Origin of the sequence: Pseudomonas sp. NFACC16-2 (genome assembly GCF_900119205.1) — a bacterium.
Classification (GTDB): Bacteria; Pseudomonadota; Gammaproteobacteria; order Pseudomonadales; family Pseudomonadaceae; genus Aquipseudomonas; species Aquipseudomonas fluorescens_Q.
In genome coordinates this window covers 1-22,117 of the sequence record NZ_FPIX01000066.1, presented here as the reverse complement: position 1 = coordinate 22,117, position 22,117 = coordinate 1, and the positions used below count along the sequence as shown (strand labels likewise).

The following is a 22,117-nucleotide window of genomic DNA, read 5'->3' as shown; positions in this document are numbered from 1 at the left end:
ATTCCCCGATTTATCGACTCGTTTGAGCAAGCCAACATCCGACAATTCTACGTCGGCTCGCGCCGCCGTTTCGCGCATCGAACAATCGCTGCTCAGATACAGCAATAGGGTGCGTAATAAAGTCTCTGGGGTGAAACGGCGCCCGAACTTCAACGCCCCCAATTCCCTGGCCTTGGCTTCCCATCCCGCAGGCAATAGCGCTAACAGCTTTGGCCAATCTTCATCTAGTCCTGGTGTCACACTTGCTTTCCTTGCAACTCATCTCAATTGCGGATCAGTTTACTATTTTTGGAGTTTGGTTAGCGCCTATGGGATAAATCCCCTCGCCACAAGAGTCCGCCTCGACAACGTGGTAGCCTCACAACGCCAAAAACCCACTGTACAACCCATACGCCGCCACGCCCGCCCCTGACATCACGCAAGCAAAAATTCCCTTTTCCACATGGGTGAACAACGGCTGTCGCTGCTCGCGCTTGGCCTGGGCAAACAGGATCACCCCCGGCGCATACAACAGCGCCGACAGCAGCAGGTATTTCACGCCTCCGGCATACAGCAGCCACACCGCATAGCACAGCGCGACGCCACCGATGCCCAGGTCTTTCATGCGCCGTGCCGAGCCCTGTTCGTAGGTTTCCCCCCGGGCGCAAAGCAGCACCGCATAAGCCGCCGACCACAGGTACGGCACCAGGATCATCGACGAGGCGAGGTAGATCAGGCTGGTGTAGGTGCCTGCGGAAAACAGAGTGATCAGCAAAAACAGCTGGATCATGCCATTGGTCAGCCACAGCGCGTTGACCGGCGCACGGTTGGCATTCTCCTTGGTCAGGAACGCCGGCATGGTCTTGTCCCGGGCGGTGGCGTAGAGGATTTCTGCGCACAACAGCGCCCAGGACAGCAGGGCTCCCAGCAGTGAAACCGCCAGCCCCAGGCTGATCAGCAACGCGCCCCAGGGCCCGACAATGTGCTCCAGGACGCCGGCCAAGGATGGGTTCTGCAACTGTGCCAGTTCCGGCTGGCTCATGATCCCCAGGGATAACACGTTCACCAGCACCAGCAGCGCCAATACCCCGAGAAACCCGATCACCGTCGCACGCCCTACGTCCGGACGTCTTTCTGCCCGTGCCGAATAGACGCTGGCGCCTTCGATGCCGATAAACACGAACACCGTCACCAGCATCATGTTGCGCACCTGGTCCATCACACTGCCCAGGTCCGGATTCATCGCGCCCCAGATATCGCGGGTGAACACCTCGGCCTTGAACGCCACCGCGGCGATGACAATGAACATCACCAAGGGCACCACTTTGGCGATGGTGGTCACCAGGTTGATGAACGCTGCTTCCTTGATCCCGCGCAGCACCAGGAAATGCACCGCCCACAGCAACAACGAGGCACAGCCGATGGCCACCGGTGTGTTGCCTTGGCCGAACACCGGGAAGAAATAGCCCAAGGTACTGAACAACAGCACGAAGTAACCGACATTGCCCATCCAGGCGCTGATCCAGTAGCCCCAGGCAGACGAGAAGCCCATATAGTCACCGAAGCCGGCCTTGGCATAGGCGTACACGCCCGAATTCAATTGCGGCTTGCGATTGGCCAGGGTCTGGAACACGAAGGCCAGGGTCAGCATGCCGATGGCGGTAATCGACCAGCCGATCAGCACCGCACCGACATCGGCCCGAGCCGCCATGTTTTGCGGCAGGGAAAAAATCCCGCCGCCGATCATTGACCCCACCACCAGTGCGATCAGTGCGCCCAGTGGCAACTTTTCAATCGGCTGCGGCATTTTCTCTCACTATTAAATTAAGTAAATAAAGCGACATAACGTTTTTGAATAACGTCATCCACACAAAGTCCAAAAGCTTATGACCCGGCCATTCTCCAAGGCCCTAATTAAAAAGACCATGACACCCCAACATTATTGTCACGAACGCAGCCTACAAAATAGTTTCGACTCAGTGAAAACAAACTAGCGTGAATAATCCTGCGGCAATAAAACCTTCCCAAAGCCTTTGCCAAAGGCCCTGAAACGGGCCTTTCGAGCAACTTCAAGACACCAACGGACGGTGTCAACTCCTTCATTAACAATGGAATGTTGTCATGCACTGATCCAGATCAGCTATTCAACTTTCAAATCGACTTAGTCTGTTGACTCTCTTCTCCTGCACTGGAGTCTCGCAAATGTCTGATACGCCCGGAAAACTTCGATTAGGTGCGTTGGTTGCACTGGTTGTCGGCTCCATGATCGGCGGCGGGATCTTTTCCCTGCCACAAAACATGGCCGCCAGCGCCGACGTCGGTGCGGTGCTGATCGGCTGGGCCATCACCGCCGTCGGCATGCTGACACTGGCCTTCGTGTTCCAGACCCTGGCCAACCGCAAACCCGATCTGGACGGCGGGGTGTATGCCTACGCCAAGGCCGGCTTCGGCGACTACATGGGTTTCTCCTCCGCCTGGGGTTACTGGATCAGCGCCTGGCTGGGCAACGTCGGCTACTTCGTGCTGCTGTTCAGCACCCTGGGCTACTTCTTCCCAATCTTTGGTGAAGGCAACACCGTAGCGGCGGTAATCGGCGCCTCGGTGTTGTTGTGGGCAGTGCACTGGCTGGTGCTGCGCGGCATCAAGGAAGCCGCGTTCATCAACCTCGTCACCACCGTGGCCAAGGTCGTGCCGCTGGTGTTGTTCGTGCTGATCGCGGTGTTCGCCTTCAAGCTCGATATCTTCACCGCCGACATCTGGGGCTTGAAGAATCCAGACCTGGGCAGCGTGCTGAATCAGGTGCGCAACATGATGCTGGTCACCGTGTGGGTGTTCATCGGCATCGAGGGCGCGAGTATTTTTTCCGCCCGCGCAGAGAAACGTACCGACGTGGGCAAGGCCACCGTCATCGGCTTCATCACCGTACTGCTGTTCCTGGTACTGGTGAACGTGTTGTCCCTGGGCATCATGACCCAACCTGAACTGGCGAAGTTGCAGAACCCGTCCATGGCCGCCGTGCTGGAGCATGTCGTAGGGCACTGGGGCGCGGTGCTGATCAGCGTCGGCCTGATCATCTCGCTGCTCGGCGCCCTGCTGTCCTGGGTATTGCTGTGCGCCGAGATCATGTTCGCCGCCGCCAAAGACCACACCATGCCCGAGTTCCTGCGCCGGGAAAACGCCAACCACGTACCGGCCAACGCCCTGTGGCTGACCAACGCAATGGTCCAGCTGTTTTTGGTCATCACCCTGTTCTCGGCCAGCACCTACCTGTCACTGATCTACCTCGCCACCTCGATGATCCTGGTGCCGTACCTGTGGTCGGCGGCCTACGCCGTGCTGCTGGCGGTACGCGGCGAAACCTACGAAGGCTTCGCGGCCGAGCGGCGCAAGGATCTGGTCATCGGCGCCATCGCCCTGATCTACGCGGTGTGGCTGCTCTATGCCGGCGGGATCAAGTACCTACTGCTCTCCGCCCTGCTCTATGCCCCCGGCGCGATCCTGTTCGCCAAGGCCAAGCGCGAGGTGGGCAAACCGGTTTTCACCTCTGTCGAGAAGCTGATTTTCGCCGCAGTGATCGCAGGCGCCCTGGTGGCGGCCTACGGGCTCTACGACGGCTTCCTGACCTTGTAGTTGGCTGATTGTTCTAACTGGAGGATTTGTAATGACCACGGAAAAAGTGAAATACGGCGTGCATTCCGAAGCCGGCAAATTACGTAAAGTCATGGTGTGTTCCCCAGGCCTGGCCCACCAGCGGCTGACCCCGAACAACTGTGACGAGCTGCTGTTCGACGATGTGATCTGGGTCAACCAGGCCAAGCGCGATCATTTCGATTTCGTCACCAAGATGCGCGAGCGCGACATCGACGTGCTCGAGATGCACAACCTGCTGACCGACATCGTCGCCATCCCCGAAGCCCTCGACTGGATCCTGCAGCGTAAGATCACCGCCAACTCGGTGGGCCTGGGCCTGGTGAACGAAGTCGGCTCGTGGCTGCGCAGCCTGGAGCCGCGCCATATCGCCGAATTCCTGATTGGCGGCGTCTCGGCCGACGACCTGCCGGACAGCTTCGGTGGCAAGACCATCCAGATGTTCCGCGACTTCCTCGGGCACTCCAGCTTCATCCTGCCGCCGCTGCCCAACACCCAGTTCACCCGCGACACCACCTGCTGGATCTACGGCGGCGTGACCCTGAACCCGATGTATTGGCCGGCGCGCCGCCAGGAAACCCTGCTGGCCAGCGCCATCTACAAATTCCATCCCGAGTTCACGAACGCCGACTTCCAGGTCTGGTACGGCGACCCCGACCAGGAGCACGGCAACGCCACCCTCGAAGGCGGCGATGTGATGCCCATCGGCAACGGCGTGGTGCTGATCGGCATGGGCGAACGTTCGTCCCGCCAGGCCATCGGCCAACTGGCGCTGAACTTGTTCAAGCACAAGGCCGTGGAACGGGTGATCGTCGCCGGCTTGCCGAAATCCCGCGCGGCCATGCACCTGGACACCGTGTTCAGCTTCTGCGACCGCGACCTGGTCACGATTTTCCCCGAAGTGGTGAGCCAGATCGTCGCCTTCTCCCTGCGCCCTGACGAGAGCAAGCCCGGCGGCATCGACGTACGCCGCGAAGAAGGCAGCTTCCTCGATACCGTGGCCGCCGCCCTCAAGCTGCCGGCCTTGCGCGTGGTGGAAACCGGCGGCAATAGCTTCGCCGCCGAACGCGAACAATGGGACGACGGCAACAACGTGGTGGCCGTGGAGCCGGGCGTGGTGATCGGCTACGACCGAAACACCTACACCAACACCCTGCTGCGCAAGGCCGGTGTGGAAGTCATCACCATCAGCGCCAGCGAACTGGGCCGGGGCCGGGGCGGTGGTCACTGCATGACCTGCCCGATCATCCGCGACCCGATCGATTACTGACCTTTGAGCCTGGGCCGGTATCGATCCGATACCCACCCAGGGGATAACCTACACCTGAGGAGATCCACATCATGGCTTTCAACATGCGCAACCGCAGCCTGCTGAGTCTGATGCACCATACCAACCGCGAGCTGCACTTTCTGCTGGACCTGTCCCGCGACCTCAAGCGAGCCAAGTACACCGGCACCGAACAACCGCACCTCAAGGGCAAGAACATCGCGCTGATCTTCGAAAAGACCTCGACCCGCACCCGCTGCGCCTTCGAAGTCGCGGCCCATGACCAGGGCGCCCACGTCACCTACATCGACCCGGTGTCATCGCAGATCGGCCACAAGGAAAGCATGAAAGACACCGCCCGGGTCCTGGGGCGGATGTTCGACGCCATCGAGTACCGGGGCTTCGAACAGGAGATCGTCGAGGAACTGGCCAAGTTCGCCGGGGTGCCGGTATTCAACGGCCTGACCGCCGAATTCCACCCCACCCAGATGATCGCCGACACCCTGACCATGCGCGAACACAGCGACAAGCCGCTGCATGACATCAGCTATGCCTACCTGGGCGATGCCCGCTACAACATGGGCAATTCGCTGCTGATGATCGGCGCCAAGCTGGGCATGGACGTGCGCATCGGCGCGCCAAAAGCCTTGTGGCCGCACCAGGATTTCATCGACCAGTGCCAGGCCTTCGCCGTCGAAAGTGGCGCGCGCATCACCATCACTGAAGACCCGAAGGAAGCCGTCAAGGGCGTGGACTTCATCCACACCGACATCTGGGTGTCCATGGGCGAGCCGGTGGAAGCCTGGGATGAGCGCATCGAGCAATTGCTGCCCTACCAGGTCAACGCGCAGATGATGAAAGCCTCGGGCAATCCGCGAGTGAAGTTCATGCACTGCCTGCCGGCGTTCCACAACAGCGAAACCAAGGTCGGCAAGGACATCGCCGACCGTTATCCGAACCTGGCCAATGGCGTGGAAGTGACCGAGGAGGTGTTCGAGTCGCCGGCCAACATCGCCTTCGAGCAAGCGGAAAACCGCATGCACACCATCAAGGCGATCCTGGTCTCGGCGCTGGCGGATATCTAAAGGCCCAACGCGAATCCCTGTGGGAGCGAGCTTGCTCGCGATGGCGGAGTGTCATCTTGCATCAATGTTGGATGTGCCGCCGTCATCGCGAGCAAGCTCGCTCCCACAAGGGACCGCGTTGTTCGTCCATTTTTTGAAAGGACAACACCATGCGTATCGTCGTTGCCCTGGGCGGTAACGCCCTCCTGCGTCGGGGTGAACCCATGACCGCAGACAATCAACGCATCAACATCCGCACCGCGACCGAACAGATCGCGAAAATCCACCCCGGCAACCAACTGGTCATCGCCCACGGCAACGGCCCGCAGGTAGGCCTGCTGTCGTTGCAGGCGGCGGCCTACACCTCGGTGACGCCGTATCCGCTGGACGTGCTCGGCGCCGAAACCGAAGGCATGATCGGCTACATCATCGAACAGGAACTGGGCAATCTGCTGGACTTCGAAGTCCCCTTCGCCACGCTCCTGACCCAGGTTGAAGTGGACGGCAACGACCCGGCCTTCCAAAAACCCACCAAACCCATCGGCCCGGTCTACAGCCAGGAAGAGGCGCAGAAACTGGCCGCCGAAAAAGGCTGGGCCATCGCCCCGGACGGCGACAAGTTCCGTCGCGTGGTCGCAAGCCCCAGGCCCAAGCGCATCTTTGAAATCCGCCCGATCAAATGGCTGCTGGAAAAGGGCAGTATCGTGATCTGTGCCGGCGGTGGCGGCATCCCGACGATGTACGACGCCGACGGCAAGCTGCAAGGCGTGGAAGCGGTCATCGACAAGGACCTGTGCTCGGCGCTTTTGGCCGAACAGCTGGAAAGCGATCTGCTGGTGATCGCCACCGACGTCAACGCCGCGTTCATCGACTTCGGCAAGCCGACCCAGAAAGCCATCGCCCAGGCCCACCCCGACGAAATGGAAAAGCTCGGCTTCGCCGCCGGCTCCATGGGGCCGAAGGTACAGGCAGCCTGCGAATTCGCGCGCAACACTGGCAAGGTCGCGGTGATCGGTTCACTCTCGGACATCGACGCGATCGTCCTGGGCAAGGCCGGCACCCGTATCAGCACGGCGACACCTGGCATCGCTTATCGATAACAGGAAACTTGCGGGGCGGATCGAGGGTCTGCCCTACTCCCCATGCCTTCAAAGGAGAGTTGCTTATGGCCATGTTCGAACCCGGACACCTGCACATGGAGCGCCATGCGCTGAACAAGGATGATTTCAGCTACAACCTGTGCATCGACTACAAGGTCGACCAGGACGGCAAGGAAGGCACGGGCATGTCATTCCGGGTGCACGGAACCGTCGAAGACAAGTCACTGGACGAGACATTCTTCCTGGCCAAGGACCAGGCCTTCGACTTCGCCCGCCACGCCACGCGCATCGCCCAGAAGTATGGCTTGCCCAAGACCGCGAGCATCGGCTCGATGCACAAGTACTACGACGAAATGTTCGAAGACGTGCGCAAGCAACTGGACGTCAAGCCGGGCGACCCGATGAAGCCAGAGCACCTGGAATAACAGGCTCAGAACACTTCCATTGCTGAAGTGGACCTGTGGCGAGGGAGCTTGCTCCCGCTCGGTTGCGCAGCGACCGCAACATCTTGGGGCCGCTGCGCAGCCCAGCGGGAGCAAGCTCCCTCGCCACCAAAAAGCACTGCATTCATCCTCAAGGAACTGGGTTCCCACCGGGTTATCAGCGCTCTGAATATCGGGTTAAACATACTCGCTGCCTGACTGGCAACTCGCCACGGCTGACCTATTCTGAAAGTAGTACCCCCGGGTATTCGTTCAGAGGTCACCGCCATGAACATTAAAACAAGAAGACGCCTCGCCATTTTTGTCACCTGCGCCGCCACGCTCGCGCTGTACGGCACTGCGGCCTACCGGGTCGAGCAGGCCAGGCAACTGCCCCGTGAATACGCCAGTTGCAACTTCGAACGGTGCATCCCCCACAGCGCAACCCTGAACGCCCTGCGCTGAGGCGTGGTCAGTCGTCCTGTTGATCGGTCTTGAGCCGGTCCCGGAACGTCTTGGGCGAGATGCCGACGCGTCGGCGGAACAGCCGGGTGAAGTTGGTCGGATCGGAAAACCCGAGCATTTCGGAAATCTCGTAGATGGTCATGCCGGTGTAGGTCAGCAGGCGCTTGGCCTCCAGCAACTGACGCTCATGCATGATCTGCAGCGCCGGTTGCCCCGCCAGTTCCCGGCAGGTGCCGTTGAGGTGCGACACGGAAATGCCCAGGCGGTGGGCCAGGTCTTCGACCTTGACGTGCTCGCGATAGGTTTCTTCCACCAACTGGATGAAGCCGTTGAGGTATTCCCGGGCCCGTTGCGGGCGCTGGGCCTGGGTGTGTCGCTGCATCACCTGGCGGCTGACCCAGACCATGATCACGCTGACCAGCGCATGCATCAGCATTTCCCGCGCCGGTTGATGCCCCACGTACTCATTCTGCAAGGCGCTGAACAGGCTGTTGAGGTACTCGGCATTCTCGAGGGCGGGGTAGCTTTCGGCCTGGGCCAGGACGTTGACCGAATGCCCCAGTTGCGCTTGCAGGTGCGTGACCAGCGGCGCCGCCAGGGTCACCACGTAACCTTCCACATCCTCGGAAAAACGAAAGCCATGGACCGACAGCGGCGGCAGGATCTGCACGGCCGGCTCGGTGAGTAACGTGCGCCGGCCCTCGATTTCCAGTTCCGCCTGGCCCTTGAAGACAAACAACAACTGGCACAGATCGGCATGCCGATGGGGCTTGATTTCCCATTGATGCTCGCGGCTGCGCTTGGAGATGGTCTCGCAGTGCAACAAGTCCGGCGTCGGCCATTCCTGGCTCTCGCCATAGAGCTTGAATACCGGGATCGAAGGCAGGTCAGGTTTTTTCATAACGTGGATCCGGGCCTGGGGTTGCGGGCGATAATCGCACCAATTGGCAAAAAGAACAGGTATCGGCTCAGTTTTCCCCTTCAACTGACAGGTCCGCAAGCGAAAAATGTAGGCACTCGATTTCTAATAATCAACACCGACCCTGGTCGCGTGCTTCGTGCGAGTCATAACAACAATGAAAACCCTCAAGACCCAAGTCGCTATTATCGGTGCCGGCCCCTCTGGCCTGCTACTCGGCCAGTTGCTGCACAACGCCGGGATCGACACTGTCATCCTCGAACGCCAGACCCCGGAATACGTACTGAGCCGCATCCGCGCCGGCGTGCTGGAGCAAGGCATGGTCGAACTGCTGCGCCAGGCCGGCGTTGGCCAGCGCATGGACGCCGAAGGCCTGCCCCATGATGGTTTTGAACTGGTGCTCAACGATCGACGGGTGCACATCGATCTCAAGGGCCTGACCGGTGGTAAAAATGTCATGGTCTACGGTCAGACCGAAGTGACCCGTGACTTGATGGCCGCCCGCGAAGCCGCCGGCGCCCGGACCCTGTACCTGGCCAGCAACGCCCAACCCCACGACATGCAAACCCAAACCCCTTTCGTGACCTTCGAGCATGAAGGAGAAACCTGGCGCCTGGACTGCGATTACATTGCCGGTTGCGACGGTTTCCACGGTGTGGCGCGACAGTCCATTCCTGCGGAAAAACTCAAAGTCTTCGAACGCGTCTACCCGTTTGGCTGGCTCGGCGTGCTGGCCGATACCCCGCCGGTCCACGAAGAACTGGTCTACGCTCGCCACGCGCGCGGTTTTGCCTTGTGCAGCATGCGCTCCAAGACCCGCACCCGTTATTACCTGCAAGTGCCCGCCGAGGAACAAGTGACCGACTGGCCGGACGAGCGTTTCTGGGGCGAACTGAAAAACCGCCTGCCCGCCGACCTGGCCGCCGCCCTGGTGACCGGCCCGTCCATCGAGAAAAGCATCGCCCCGCTGCGCAGCTTCGTGGTCGAGCCGATGCAGTATGGGCGAATGTTCCTGGTGGGCGATGCGGCCCACATCGTCCCGCCCACTGGCGCCAAAGGGCTGAACCTGGCGGCCAGCGATGTCAGCACGCTGTTCAACATCCTGCTCAAGGTCTATCGCGACGGCCGTGTGGATCTGCTGCAGAAGTATTCAGCCATCTGCCTGCGGCGCGTCTGGAAAGCCGAACGGTTCTCCTGGTGGATGACCTCGATGCTGCACCGCTTCGACGAGGATGCCTTCAACCAGCGCATCAGCGAAGCCGAGCTGGAATATTTCGTCGACTCCGAGGCCGGTCGCAAGACCATCGCGGAAAATTACGTCGGACTTCCTTACGAGGCTATCGAATAGTCGCCTATCGACTTAAACTGCGGGTTTCGTCCATTTTGCCTCTCCGGCGCGATGCCCGCAGGTTCTGCCTTGACTCAGTTCAATACGCTCCAAGCCCCAAAACCGGCCATCCGCAGCGTGCTGGTAGCCCTGATGCTGGCGATTTTCCTGGGTGCGCTGGACCAGACCATCGTCGCCGTCTCGATGCCGGCCATCTCCGCACAGTTTGCCGACGTCAGCCTGCTGGCCTGGGTGATTTCCGGCTACATGGTCGCCATGACCGTGGCGGTGCCGATCTACGGCAAGCTCGGTGACCTCTACGGTCGCCGGCCGCTGATGCTGTTCGGCATGGGCTTGTTCACCCTGGCCTCGCTGTTCTGCGGCCTGGCACAAGACATGGAGCAATTGGTGCTGGCGCGGATTTTCCAGGGCATCGGCGCCGGCGGGATGATTTCGGTGAGCCAGGCGATTATCGGCGACATCATCCCGCCCCGCGAACGCGGTCGCTACCAGGGTTATTTCAGCAGCATGTACGCGGTGGCCAGCGTGGCCGGGCCGGTGCTCGGCGGCTACATGACCGAGTACCTGTCGTGGCGCTGGGTGTTCTGGATCAACCTGCCGCTGGGCCTGGTGGCCTGGTGGGTCGCCCGACGCAGCCTGGTCGGGCTGCCGGTGCCGCAACGCACGCCGATCATTGATTACCTGGGCACCGTGTTGCTGATCATCGGCCTGACGGCGCTGCTGCTGGGGATTACCCAGGTCGGCCAGGGTCATGCCTGGCACAGCCGTGACGTGCTGGGATTGCTGGGTTGCGCAGGCGCAGCGCTGGGGGTGTTCGCCTGGCACGAACGCCGGGCGCGGGAGCCGTTGTTGCCGATGCACCTGTTCGCCAACCGCAATGCGGTGCTGTGTTGGTGCACGGTGTTCTTCACCAGCTTCCAGGCGATTTCCCTGACGGTGCTGGTGCCGTTGCGCTTCCAGAGCGTGACCGGCGCCGGTGCCGACAGTGCGGCGTTGCACTTGTTGCCGCTGGCGATAGGGCTGCCGGCCGGCGCGTATTTCGCCGGACGCCGGACCTCGGTCACGGGGCGCTACAAGCCGATGATCCTGAGCGGCGCCCTGCTCTTCCCGTTCGCTATCCTCGGCATGGCCTTCACCCCGCCCGCCGCGCTCTGGCTGAGCAGCCTGTTCATGCTGCTCAGCGGCATCGCCTCCGGCATGCAGTTTCCCACGTCACTGGTGGGTGCGCAGAACGCCGTACACCAACAGGACATCGGCGTCGCCACCAGCACCACCAACCTGTTCCGCGCCCTTGGCGGCGCGGTGGGCGTGGCACTGATGTCAGCGTTGCTGCTGGCCTTGCTGCAGGATCCCAGCTTCGCCCAGCTCGCCAGCTCGTCGTTGATCGGTGAAGGGCATTCCGGCAGCGTCTTGCTGGACGGCCTGAACGCCGCCCCGGGCGAGGCGCAGAACGCCTTGCGCCAGGAATTGCAGGCGACGTTCCGCCATTTGCTGGTGATCAGCGCGGCGGTGTCGTTGCTGGGGCTGGCGGCGGCGGTGGTGATGCCCAATCAACTACTGCGTGGACGGGATGAAAAAATTCGGTAGGCAGGAGCAAGACCTGCGATGGAACACACCTATGGCAACCAAAATCCTGTGGCGAGGGGATTTATCCCCGTTGGGCTGCACAGCAGCCCCCAAAAAGCACTCAATCGATCTGACACACCCCGACATTGGCTTTGGGGCTGCTGCGCAGCCCAGCGGGGATAAATCCCCTCGCCACAGAGCCCGTGCCTGACCCTACTAGGCCGTCGCCGGCACCACACCCGGCTCCCCCACCACACTCATCCCCTCCTTCATCCGCTTGGCATCGCGCACAAAACAACGTGACGCCAGGAACAGGAACACCATGGTCAGCAACAACGCCACCGGGATCAGGTACATCGCGTCATGCAGGCCGATGGCCTTGAACGCTTCTGTCATCTGCTCGACTCCGGCTGCGGCCATGGCCGTGCGGGCGAAGTAGTCGGACAAGCCGCCCACCACCACCGGCCCCAGGCCGCCCCCCAGCAAGTACAGGCCGGCGAAGAACAACGCCATCGCCGTGGCCCGCAGGCGCGGCTCGACCACGTCCTGGATCGCCGTATACACGCAGGTATAAAAGGTATAGGCGAACAACCAGCCGACACTGAACACTGCGACGAACACGCCGATTTCAATGCGCCCGGCATGCAATGCCCAGGCAGTGGTGAGCGTCGAGATCACCAGGCTGAACGCGGCGAACAGCAAGCGACCACTGGGCACACGCTGATGAATCTTGTCGGCGATCCAGCCGCCGAAGGTCAAGCCGAACAACCCGGTCACGCCCACCATGATCCCGGTGGCCACCGCCGCCTCGTGCAACGGCATCAGGAAATAGCGTTGCAGCATCGGCACCAGGAAGGAGTTGCAGGCATAAGTGGCGAAGTTGAAGCACAACCCCGCCAGCACCAACCACAGGAACGTGGGAATCGCCAGCACCCGACGGATCGGCCGGTCGATCTTTTCCTGGGACACCTGCACGGTTTCCGCCGCGCCGCGCTTGGGTTCCTTGATGAAGAACATGAATAGCGCCAGCACCAAGCCTGGCACAGCCGCGATAAAGAACGGCGCGCGCCAACTGTCGAACGCCTTGACCATCGCCCCGATGGTGAAGAACGCCAGCAGCAAGCCAATCGGCAGGCCCAGCATGAAGATGCCCATGGCCCGCGCCCGGCGATGGGCCGGGAACAGATCGCCAATCAGTGAGTTGGCCGCCGGGGCATAACTCGCCTCGCCGATCCCGACGCCCATGCGCACCACCAGGAACGCCCAGAAACTGCCCACCAGGCCGTTGACCGCCGTCAGCGCGCTCCAGGTCGCCAGGCCCCAGCCCATCAACTTGCTGCGCGAACCGGTATCGGCCATGCGTCCCAATGGCAACCCGGCGATGGCGTAGACGATGGTGAAAGCGGTGCCGATGATGCCGATCTGGAAGTCGCTGAGACTCCACTCCATGCGGATCGGCTCGATGATGATCGCCGGGATGGTGCGGTCGAAGAAGTTGAACAGGTTGGCCAAAAACAACAGGAACAGAATGCGCCAGGCATTCGCCGCTTGGGTCGAGTTCTGCATGGGTCCGTCTCTTTTATTGTTATGGAGCATTAGCGGAATCTGCAATCTAGACAGCGGCGCGCGGGCTGTCTCCAATCATTCGCAAGGCTGATACCCCCCCATGGCGAGCGGCGCGTTTCTTGATGACGGTCAATTTCCTGTAACAATTGCCATCATTTCGCCCATTCTTGATTAAAGATCGTCTGCCGGTGGCCGATTCAACCTATCAGGAAAGAATCTCTCGAGCTGCCCCCCAGGCTATAGCCCTGGACGCTCGGGGCCGACCTTCGCGCCATCCAGGACGCGAGCTCCCATCCGCGATGGTTCGATGACAGCGCTCGTCGAGCCAACCAGTTCAGGCATATGGCGCACAATGACTTCCAAAAAAACAGCCACTGCGGTATCCGATCTGACCCTGAGCCCAGCCGCCAATGGCCCTGAAGCCTCGAAACCATCGAGCAGCTCGCGTCCCCTGTCGACTCAGCAGTATCTGTATTTCACCGAAACCAACACCGACCGCATCCTCGACAACCTCGACGGCCTGCGCGACGCGGTGTTCCCACGACCGCCCCATCTGGTAGAGGACGAGAGCGACCGCACTCAGCAGGAATTCCCCTCGGTCTGCCTGATCGGCCTGGGGCGCTGCGGCTCCAACATCGCCCTGGACGTGGCCGAGCTGGTGTACAACGCCCGCAAGTTCTACCTCAACGAATTCAACGCCGAAGACAAAGGCTACAGCGACAAGGGCTACAGCCCCGCGCAGTGGATCCGCAACAACCTGCGCCTGGGCACCAGCAAGGCCAGCAAACCGGTGTTCCTGGTGGAACCGCTGGTGATGCTCGGCGACCTGGACAAGGACATCGCCGGGCGCATCCGTTTTTCGCGCAAGGGTGAGAAAAGCGGCTTTTTGCGCGACTACAGCAAGATGAAGATCATGGACCTCTCGGAAGTCCACGCCGGTGGCGCCGGTAATGCGCCAATCCTGGGCCAGTACCTGGCCAAGATCATCCTGAACAAGGACACCCAGCGCTTCTCCAGCCCCGACTGGAAAATGATCCACTCGTACCTGATCGACAGCTGCGGCATCAAGGCCAACCAGTCGCGCCTGTACTTCTCGATCTTCAGCGCCGGCGGCGGTACCGGTTCGGGCATGGCCTCGGAATTCGGCCTGGCCCAACAGTACTCGTACATGAACAAGACGTTCGACACCAAGCCGATGGACGAACACGACAGCAAGAGCGGCCACTCCTTCGTCTTCGAGCCGATCTTCACCAGCGGCATCTGCGTGCTGCCGAACATTTCCGACCACCGCAGCGAAATGTCCGAAGCCTTGCACATCAACGCCGGACGCCTGCTGTGCAAGTACCTGTCGGAAGAGTGGGATTTCTCGTACAACTTCGCCAATGAAGACAGCAGCGAAGCCAGCGTGATGGGCCGTATCCGCCCGTGGAACGCGATGATGCTGATCTCCAACGACATCATGCGCTACGCCGAAGAAAGCGATGACGGCAACATCCAGAACATTGATGTCAATGCCATGGAGAAGCACGCCAACCAGTACATCTCCCAGCAGATCTTCAACATCCTGACGGCCCAGGCCGTCACCACCGACTACGACCAGAACTATTTCCGCCGTGCTGGCATCGACATCGGCGAAACCATTCGCCTGGACGCCAACGACCTGTTCATGAGCCTGGCGGGCCCGGTGGCAATCGCCTACGCCGAATCCGTAGTCCCGGAGACCCCGGCGCCCAGCGGTGACAAGTTCAAGGTATTCGAGAAAGAGCCGCCGCGCCTGAACATCGACGACCTGTTCTTCCGCTCCATCGACCTGCCGCACTTCAACAAAGTCACCCAGGCCATCGAAGGCATCAGCCTGCTTCCGATCGAATCCAAGCGCTACCGCGCCTCGCTGGAGCAGTACAAGAATTCCGGCTACGACGCCGCGGCCCTGCATGACCTGCACTTCTTCAAGAATTGCTCGTCGGTGGTGTCCATCGTCTCCCTGCCCAAGGACTACAAGCTGTCCTACATGGACCTGAACCGGCTCAAGACCCACCTCAACAGCCTGTTCCCCAACACCACCCTCAAGCGTTACGCGTTGGTGATCGGCGCGTCGGCCAACCTGTCGCTGACCACCCTGATCGCCAAGAGTCCGTGCCTGTCGGATGACTTCCTGACCCTGATCGTGGCCTTCATAAAACGCTGCTTCGCCCGCACCCCGTACCGCTTCGACGATACCCTGGACAACTCGATCCTGGACTTCATCATCAATGAAGACTTCGACGAAGAACGGATCGACGACCTGCTCAACGAATTCGAAAACCCGGCGAAGATCCTCGACACCAACTGGTACGCGATCAAGCCGATGTACGAGAAGAAGTATCGCGAGCTGATCAGTGACAAGGACAAGTTCGTCTCGATCAACGATATCCGCCTGTCCCGCGACTGCGTGAAGAAGGCCATCAAGTACCTGCGCGAGATCTACCGTCACCGCATTGGCAAGACCAAGGTCATTTCCTTGAATAACCATACTGGCAGGACTTACTGAGGCCGGTGCAGCACCGTGTAGCCTCCAATCGCGAGCAAGCTCGCGATAGTGGCCCTGAATCCTGCACCTGAACAACATCCAGAAACAATTGAGCAGCCCAAAGGCTGCTCCATAAACTGTTCCCGTTACGTATACGTCACCCTGCCCTGTGGCGTTTCGCCACGGCAGGAAGCCATCACGCTACTCACCTACACACTTTCTTGCTTACCCGAACACGAACCAACTTGGTGCGCCGATCAGTTCGACGCCCTTTCCTGGATCATAATCCAGGGCGAAACCACCACCGCCCAAAGCTGCGGATCACGTTCCAGAAAATCCAGCGCCCGCGTTTCAGACAGCTTGGCGAGCTGGTCGGCGGCCAGCCAGGCGGCGACTTTGTCGCCTTCGTCCTGGGCGACGGCCTCGGCGGCGGCGATCAAATCCAGTGCCGGATCGACCCACAATAGGGCACCCTTGGCAAAGAACGGCTCCAGCTCTTTCCAGGTGATGGATGCGGTTTCACCAAGCAGCTTGGCATAGAGGGTGCTAGGTTCTTGATTCATGGGACCTGTCCGGAAAAGAAATCGGCGCGAATGATAACGTCGGTGGTCTGGCAGAAAAACCCGGTAGCAATTGCAGTACCGATTGAAAAGCGCAGGAAAGCCAAGGATTGCCGATATGACCGGACAAACCCCGCCGCCATTCTGTCTTTTTCTTTCAATTAAGCGACACCCTCAGGTTTTGCCCCCAAGCGCCAGCTTCCCTTGCCAACAATCGGCGCTCTACACTGTACCGGTACAGTTGCCGGGGCATTTTCCGCGAGGGTATCCAAGATATCTGACCCGGTTCTGCTGCTACGGCGCCAGGACTATAAAAACTACAACAGCATGAGTGGAGCACTATGACTAAGGCTACTAAGCAGATTTCCAAACTGTTTGCCGCTATGGTTCTGGCCGGGGTTGCCAGCCATTCGTTCGCCGCCGACACCATCAAGATCGGCATCGCCGGCCCAAAAACCGGCCCTGTAGCCCAATACGGCGACATGCAATTCAGTGGCTCCAAAATGGCCATCGAGCAGATCAACGCCAAGGGCGGCGTCAACGGCAAGCAACTGGTCGCCGTTGAATACGATGACGCCTGCGATCCAAAACAAGCGGTCGCGGTCGCGAACAAAGTCGTCAACGACGGCGTCAAGTTCGTGGTCGGCCACCTGTGCTCCAGCTCCACCCAGCCGGCTTCGGACATCTATGAAGACGAAGGCGTGGTCATGATCACCCCGGCCGCTACCAGCCCGGACATCACCGCTCGCGGCTACAAGATGATCTTCCGCACCATCGGCCTGGACAGCGCCCAAGGCCCTGCGGCCGGCAACTACATCGCCGACCACGTCAAGCCGAAGATCGTTGCGGTCCTGCACGACAAGCAGCAGTACGGTGAAGGCATCGCCAGCGCCGTGAAGAAAACCCTCGAAGACAAAGGCGTGAAAGTAGCCGTCTTCGAAGGCGTGAACGCCGGCGACAAAGACTTCTCCTCGATGATCGCCAAGCTCAAGCAAGCCAACGTCGACTTCGTCTACTACGGCGGCTACCACCCGGAACTGGGCCTGATCCTGCGTCAATCCCAGGAAAAAGGCCTGAAGGCCAAGTTCATGGGGCCGGAAGGCGTGGGTAACGACTCCATCTCGCAAATCGCCAAGGACGCTTCCGAAGGCCTGCTGGTGACCCTGCCGAAATCCTTTGACCAGGATCCGGCCAACGTCGCCCTGGCTGACGCGTTCAAGGCCAAGAAAGAAGACCCAAGCGGTCCGTTCGTGTTCCCGTCCTACTCCGCTGTCCAGGTGATTGCCCAGGCCATTACCACAGCCAAGAGCGAAGACGCGGCCAAAGTGGCTGAAGCCATCCACGCCGGCACCTTCAAGACGCCGACCGGCGATCTGAGCTTCGACGAGAAGGGCGACCTGAAAGACTTCAAGTTCGTGGTCTACGAGTGGCATTTCGGCAAACCTAAAACCGAAGTTTCGCCTCAGTAAGGCCTGGCCCGACTGACTGCCAATAAAGCCCACGGCGTGCCGTGGGCTTTGTTTTAAATGTATTGGGCCGCGCTGGCGTGATCCGCCAGCCTCCCCACCTGAAAATCTCAAAACCGTCATCAGCGGTTCGCTGGCAAACCTCGTGTTCGAAGTGGATGCAGATCCACGGGACCCGGGCGGGAAAATGACTCCACCAGTGAAATGCGTATCAGGTTTTTAGGAGCGCTGTAATGCCTGACATCTATCACTTCTTCCAGCAGCTGGTTAACGGCCTGACCGTTGGCAGCACGTATGCCCTGATCGCCATCGGCTACACGATGGTCTACGGCATCATTGGAATGATCAACTTCGCCCACGGCGAGGTGTACATGATCGGCTCCTACGTGGCGTTCATCGCCATCGCCGGGCTGGCCATGATGGGACTCGACAGTGTCCCGCTGTTGATGACCGCGGCTTTCATCGCGAGCATCGTCGTCACCAGCTCCTATGGCTACAGCATCGAACGGATCGCCTACCGCCCCTTGCGCGGCAGCAACCGTCTGATCCCGCTGATCTCCGCCATTGGCATGTCGATCTTCCTGCAGAACACGGTACTGCTTTCGCAAGACTCCAAGGACAAATCCATTCCCAACCTGATCCCGGGCAACTTTGCCATCGGGCCAGGCGGGGCACATGAAGTGCTGATTTCCTACATGCAAATCGTGGTGTTCGTGGTGACCCTGGTCGCCATGCTCGGCCTGACGCTGTTCATCTCCCGTTCCCGCCTGGGCCGCGCCTGCCGCGCCTGTGCCGAGGACATCAAGATGGCCAACCTGCTGGGCATCAACACCAACAACATCATCGCCCTGACCTTCGTCATCGGCGCGGCCCTGGCGGCCATCGCCGCGGTGCTGTTGAGCATGCAATACGGCGTGATCAACCCCAACGCCGGCTTCCTCGTCGGCCTGAAAGCCTTCACCGCAGCGGTACTGGGCGGCATCGGCAGCATTCCCGGCGCGATGCTCGGCGGGCTGGTACTGGGCGTGGCGGAAGCCTTTGGCGCCGACATCTTCGGCGACCAGTACAAGGACGTCGTGGCATTCGGCTTGTTGGTTCTGGTTCTGTTATTCCGGCCGACTGGCATCCTGGGTCGCCCGGAGGTTGAGAAAGTATGACTAGGCATCTCAAATCGGCGCTCTTCAGCGCCCTGCTGGTCTGGGCCGTGGCCTACCCGGTACTGGGTCTTAAACTGACCATCGTCGGTATCAACCTGGAAGTGCATGGCACCAGCCCGGCCATCCTGGCGACCATCGCCGTGTGTTCGCTGCTGATGTTCCTGCGGGTACTGTTCAGCACGCAGATCAGCGCCATGTGGAAGTCGTCGCCCGGCCTGCCGGTGATCCCGGCCAAGGCCAGCAACTTCCTGACCCTGCCGACCACCCAGCGCTGGATCGTCCTGGGCCTGATCGTCGTGGCACTGGTCTGGCCGTTCTTCGGCTCTCGCGGCGCGGTGGACATCGCCACGCTGATCCTGATCTACGTGATGCTCGGCCTTGGCCTGAACATCGTGGTCGGCCTGGCCGGCCTGCTGGACCTGGGTTACGTCGGCTTCTACGCCGTCGGCGCCTACAGCTATGCGCTGCTGTCCCACTACTTCGGCCTGAGCTTCTGGATCTGCCTGCCGATCGCCGGGATGATGGCCGCCACCTTCGGTTTCCTGCTGGGGTTCCCGGTCCTGCGCTTGCGCGGTGACTACCTGGCCATCGTGACCCTGGGTTTTGGCGAGATCATCCGTCTGTTCCTGCGCAACCTGACCGACATCACCGGTGGCCCGAACGGCATCAGCAACATCGAGAAACCGACGTTCTTCGGTCTGACCTTCGAACGTAAAGCCGCCGAAGGCCTGCAGACCTTCCACGAGTACTTCGGCCTGGAATACAACTCGATCAACAAGGTGATTTTCCTCTACCTGGTTGCCCTGTTGCTGGCCCTGGCCGCGCTGTTCGTCATCAACCGCCTGCTGCGCATGCCGATCGGCCGCGCCTGGGAGGCACTGCGTGAAGACGAAATCGCCTGCCGTGCCCTGGGTCTCAACCCAACCGTGATCAAACTGTCGGCCTTTACCCTCGGCGCTGCGTTCGCCGGTTTTGCCGGCAGCTTCTTCGCCGCCCGCCAAGGCCTGGTGACGCCGGAATCCTTCACCTTCATCGAGTCGGCGATCATCCTCGCCATCGTGGTGCTGGGTGGGATGGGTTCGCAGTTGGGCGTGATCCTGGCGGCCATCGTGATGATCCTGCTGCCTGAAATGATGCGTGAATTCAGCGAATACCGCATGTTGATGTTCGGTGCCCTGATGGTGCTGATGATGATCTGGCGTCCTCAAGGTCTGCTGCCTATGCAACGCCCCCACATGGAGCTGCGCAAATGAGCCGCGAGATCCTGAAAGTCGAAAACTTGAGCATGCGCTTCGGCGGTTTGCTGGCGGTCAACGGCGTGGCCCTGACCGTGAAAGAGAAGCAAGTGGTTGCCCTGATCGGGCCGAACGGCGCGGGCAAGACCACCGTGTTCAACTGCCTGACCGGCTTCTACCAGCCCACCGGCGGCACCATCGTGCTGGACGGCGAGCCGATCCAGGGCCTGCCCGGCCACCACATCGCCCGCAAGGGTGTGGTACGCACCTTCCAGAACGTGCGGCTGTTCAAGGACATGACGGCGGTCGAGAACCTGCTGATCGCCCAGCATCGTCACCTGAACACCAACTTCTTTGCCGGCCTGTTCAAGACCCCGGCGTTCCGCAAAAGCGAACGCGAGGCCATGGAGTACGCCGAGTACTGGCTGGACAAGGTCAACCTCACCGAGTTTGCCAACCGTCCCGCCGGCACCCTGGCCTACGGTCAGCAACGGCGCCTGGAAATCGCCCGCTGCATGATGACCCGTCCGCGGATCCTCATGCTCGACGAGCCGGCCGCCGGCCTGAACCCCAAGGAAACCGAAGACCTGAAAGCGCTGATCGGCGTGCTGCGTGAAGAGCACAACGTCACCGTGCTGCTGATCGAGCACGACATGAAGCTGGTCATGAGCATTTCCGACCACATCGTCGTGATCAACCAGGGCACGCCCCTGGCCGACGGTACGCCGGAACAGATCCGCGACAATCCTGAAGTGATCAAAGCCTACCTGGGGGAAGCGTAAATGCTGCAATTCGAAAACGTTTCCACCTTCTACGGCAAGATCCAGGCCTTGCACAGCGTCAACGTCGAAGTCCGCCAGGGCGAAATCGTCACGCTGATCGGGGCCAACGGCGCCGGCAAATCCACCCTGCTGATGACGCTCTGCGGTTCGCCCCAGGCCCACAGCGGCAGCATCCGCTACATGGGTGAGGAACTGGTGGGCCAGGACTCGTCACGGATCATGCGCAAGAGCATCGCGGTGGTGCCGGAAGGTCGCCGGGTCTTTGCCCGGCTGACCGTGGAAGAAAACCTCGCCATGGGCGGATTCTTCACCGACAAGGGCGACTATCAGGAACAGATGGACAAGGTCCTGCACCTTTTCCCACGCCTGAAAGAACGCTTCACCCAGCGCGGCGGCACCATGTCCGGCGGTGAACAGCAAATGCTCGCCATCGGTCGTGCGCTGATGAGCAAGCCCAAGCTGCTGCTGCTCGACGAGCCTTCCCTGGGCCTGGCACCGATCATCATCCAGCAGATCTTCGACATCATCGAACAACTGCGCAAGGACGGCGTAACGGTGTTCCTGGTGGAGCAGAACGCCAACCAGGCGCTGAAAATCGCCGACCGGGCGTACGTGCTGGAAAACGGTCGCGTAGTGATGCAAGGCACCGGTGAAGCCCTGCTGACCGACCCGAAAGTGCGTGAGGCGTACCTGGGCGGTTAAGCCTGTCGCAGTAAAAGAAACGGCCTTCGGGCTAATGCCAGTCAGTTAAGCCTTCTCGCTTGACCTTTGGCCGCAAGAAATCAAAATCCGATGCCTGTACTGGCATCGGATTTTTTTATGCGTCTCGCTCGGGCACTGGAACTGACCCACAACATCGCCTCTACCCCCAACGCCATCGAGGGATTAGATGCCTTGCTCGACCCTTCTTTGGTCGAACAGGCGCTTGAACAAGCCGGTGTGGCGACGCTGCGCAAGCGTCGTTTGCCGCTGGAAATGATGCTCTGGTGCGTGATTTCCATGGCGTTCTTCCGGCGCATGTCTGCTTGGGATGTGGTCAGTCGCATGAACATCATGTTGCCGGG

The 22,117-nt window shown here is 60.5% G+C and carries 19 protein-coding genes and 1 pseudogene; 15 read left to right on the top strand and 5 right to left on the bottom strand.

All coding sequences use genetic code 11. The annotated features are described in order from the left end of the window. Positions 1 to 240: pseudogene (locus BT116_RS31275) on the bottom strand (IS4 family transposase); the annotation flags it as partial. A 118-nt stretch (positions 241 to 358) separates the two neighbouring features. Further along, positions 359 to 1,786 carry an arginine-ornithine antiporter gene (gene arcD / locus BT116_RS28910; RefSeq protein ID WP_072349111.1) on the bottom strand — a complete coding sequence of 476 codons (1,428 nt, stop codon included), beginning with the start codon at positions 1,784 to 1,786 and terminating at the stop codon, positions 359 to 361. A gap of 395 nt (positions 1,787 to 2,181) precedes the next feature. On the opposite strand from arcD (BT116_RS28910), the gene arcD (BT116_RS28905) reads away from it, so the two are divergent. The 6 genes from arcD (BT116_RS28905) (at position 2,182) to BT116_RS31175 (ending at position 7,945) form a co-directional block, all read left to right on the top strand. Next, positions 2,182 to 3,609: an arginine-ornithine antiporter gene (gene arcD, locus BT116_RS28905; RefSeq protein ID WP_072349109.1), complete on the top strand. Its 1,428-nt coding sequence runs from the start codon at positions 2,182 to 2,184 to the stop codon at positions 3,607 to 3,609. 31 nt (positions 3,610 to 3,640) lie between these two features. Then, positions 3,641 to 4,897 (top strand): arginine deiminase, encoded by a 1,257-nt coding sequence (gene arcA / locus BT116_RS28900; RefSeq protein WP_072349107.1) that lies wholly within the window; start codon positions 3,641 to 3,643, stop codon positions 4,895 to 4,897. A gap of 71 nt (positions 4,898 to 4,968) precedes the next feature. Next, positions 4,969 to 5,979 carry an ornithine carbamoyltransferase gene (locus BT116_RS28895; RefSeq protein ID WP_072349105.1) on the top strand — a complete coding sequence of 337 codons (1,011 nt, stop codon included), beginning with the start codon at positions 4,969 to 4,971 and terminating at the stop codon, positions 5,977 to 5,979. A gap of 149 nt (positions 5,980 to 6,128) precedes the next feature. Continuing rightward, positions 6,129 to 7,058: a carbamate kinase gene (arcC, locus tag BT116_RS28890; RefSeq protein WP_063322652.1), complete on the top strand. Its 930-nt coding sequence runs from the start codon at positions 6,129 to 6,131 to the stop codon at positions 7,056 to 7,058. Between the two features lie 65 nt (positions 7,059 to 7,123). Next, positions 7,124 to 7,483 (top strand): DUF5064 family protein, encoded by a 360-nt coding sequence (locus tag BT116_RS28885; RefSeq protein WP_072349103.1) that lies wholly within the window; start codon positions 7,124 to 7,126, stop codon positions 7,481 to 7,483. Positions 7,484 to 7,768: 285 nt separating this feature from the next. After that, entirely contained in the window at positions 7,769 to 7,945 is a 177-nt protein-coding gene (locus BT116_RS31175) for a hypothetical protein (protein ID WP_162843733.1), read from the top strand. 7 nt (positions 7,946 to 7,952) lie between these two features. Here the strand turns inward: BT116_RS31175 and BT116_RS28880 are convergent, their stop codons facing one another. Next, complete coding sequence (locus tag BT116_RS28880) at positions 7,953 to 8,846, bottom strand: helix-turn-helix domain-containing protein (RefSeq protein WP_063322654.1); 894 nt, start codon at positions 8,844 to 8,846, stop codon at positions 7,953 to 7,955. A gap of 175 nt (positions 8,847 to 9,021) precedes the next feature. Here BT116_RS28880 and pobA point away from each other — a divergent pair, with 175 nt between their 5' ends. Beyond that, positions 9,022 to 10,212 (top strand): 4-hydroxybenzoate 3-monooxygenase, encoded by a 1,191-nt coding sequence (gene pobA, locus BT116_RS28875; protein WP_072349101.1) that lies wholly within the window; start codon positions 9,022 to 9,024, stop codon positions 10,210 to 10,212. A 51-nt stretch (positions 10,213 to 10,263) separates the two neighbouring features. Then, positions 10,264 to 11,799 carry an MDR family MFS transporter gene (locus BT116_RS28870; protein ID WP_092156503.1) on the top strand — a complete coding sequence of 512 codons (1,536 nt, stop codon included), beginning with the start codon at positions 10,264 to 10,266 and terminating at the stop codon, positions 11,797 to 11,799. A gap of 195 nt (positions 11,800 to 11,994) precedes the next feature. Here the strand turns inward: BT116_RS28870 and BT116_RS28865 are convergent, their stop codons facing one another. After that, positions 11,995 to 13,344, bottom strand: coding sequence for a spinster family MFS transporter (locus BT116_RS28865; RefSeq protein ID WP_072349097.1), 1,350 nt, complete (start codon positions 13,342 to 13,344; stop codon positions 11,995 to 11,997). Positions 13,345 to 13,696: 352 nt separating this feature from the next. On the opposite strand from BT116_RS28865, the gene BT116_RS28860 reads away from it, so the two are divergent. Further along, on the top strand, positions 13,697 to 15,874 hold the full coding sequence (locus tag BT116_RS28860; protein ID WP_072349095.1) for a hypothetical protein: 2,178 nt from the start codon (positions 13,697 to 13,699) through the stop codon (positions 15,872 to 15,874). 236 nt (positions 15,875 to 16,110) lie between these two features. Here the strand turns inward: BT116_RS28860 and BT116_RS28855 are convergent, their stop codons facing one another. Continuing rightward, positions 16,111 to 16,416, bottom strand: coding sequence for a DUF2288 domain-containing protein (locus BT116_RS28855; RefSeq protein ID WP_072349093.1), 306 nt, complete (start codon positions 16,414 to 16,416; stop codon positions 16,111 to 16,113). A 338-nt stretch (positions 16,417 to 16,754) separates the two neighbouring features. Between BT116_RS28855 and BT116_RS28850 the strand changes: the two genes are divergently transcribed. The 6 genes from BT116_RS28850 to BT116_RS28825 form a co-directional block, all read left to right on the top strand. After that, a complete protein-coding gene (locus BT116_RS28850; RefSeq protein ID WP_072349091.1) occupies positions 16,755 to 17,882 on the top strand; it encodes a branched-chain amino acid ABC transporter substrate-binding protein in 1,128 nt (375 codons plus the stop codon). Positions 17,883 to 18,112: 230 nt separating this feature from the next. Then, complete coding sequence (gene livH / locus BT116_RS28845) at positions 18,113 to 19,036, top strand: high-affinity branched-chain amino acid ABC transporter permease LivH (RefSeq protein WP_014336891.1); 924 nt, start codon at positions 18,113 to 18,115, stop codon at positions 19,034 to 19,036. Next, the gene (locus BT116_RS28840; protein WP_072349088.1) at positions 19,033 to 20,289 is read left to right on the top strand and encodes a high-affinity branched-chain amino acid ABC transporter permease LivM; all 1,257 of its coding nucleotides are present in this window, start codon (positions 19,033 to 19,035) and stop codon (positions 20,287 to 20,289) included. Before livH ends, BT116_RS28840 begins: the two co-directional genes overlap by 4 nt. Continuing rightward, positions 20,286 to 21,053, top strand: a complete 768-nt coding sequence (gene livG, locus BT116_RS28835) for a high-affinity branched-chain amino acid ABC transporter ATP-binding protein LivG (RefSeq protein ID WP_072349086.1) — start codon at positions 20,286 to 20,288, stop codon at positions 21,051 to 21,053. Before BT116_RS28840 ends, livG begins: the two co-directional genes overlap by 4 nt. Continuing rightward, the gene (locus BT116_RS28830; RefSeq protein WP_003198474.1) at positions 21,054 to 21,755 is read left to right on the top strand and encodes an ABC transporter ATP-binding protein; all 702 of its coding nucleotides are present in this window, start codon (positions 21,054 to 21,056) and stop codon (positions 21,753 to 21,755) included. It abuts the gene before it with no gap. 117 nt (positions 21,756 to 21,872) lie between these two features. Then, positions 21,873 to 22,117: transposase domain-containing protein (locus BT116_RS28825; protein ID WP_170845980.1), on the top strand; the 245-nt coding region annotated here is incomplete at its 3' end.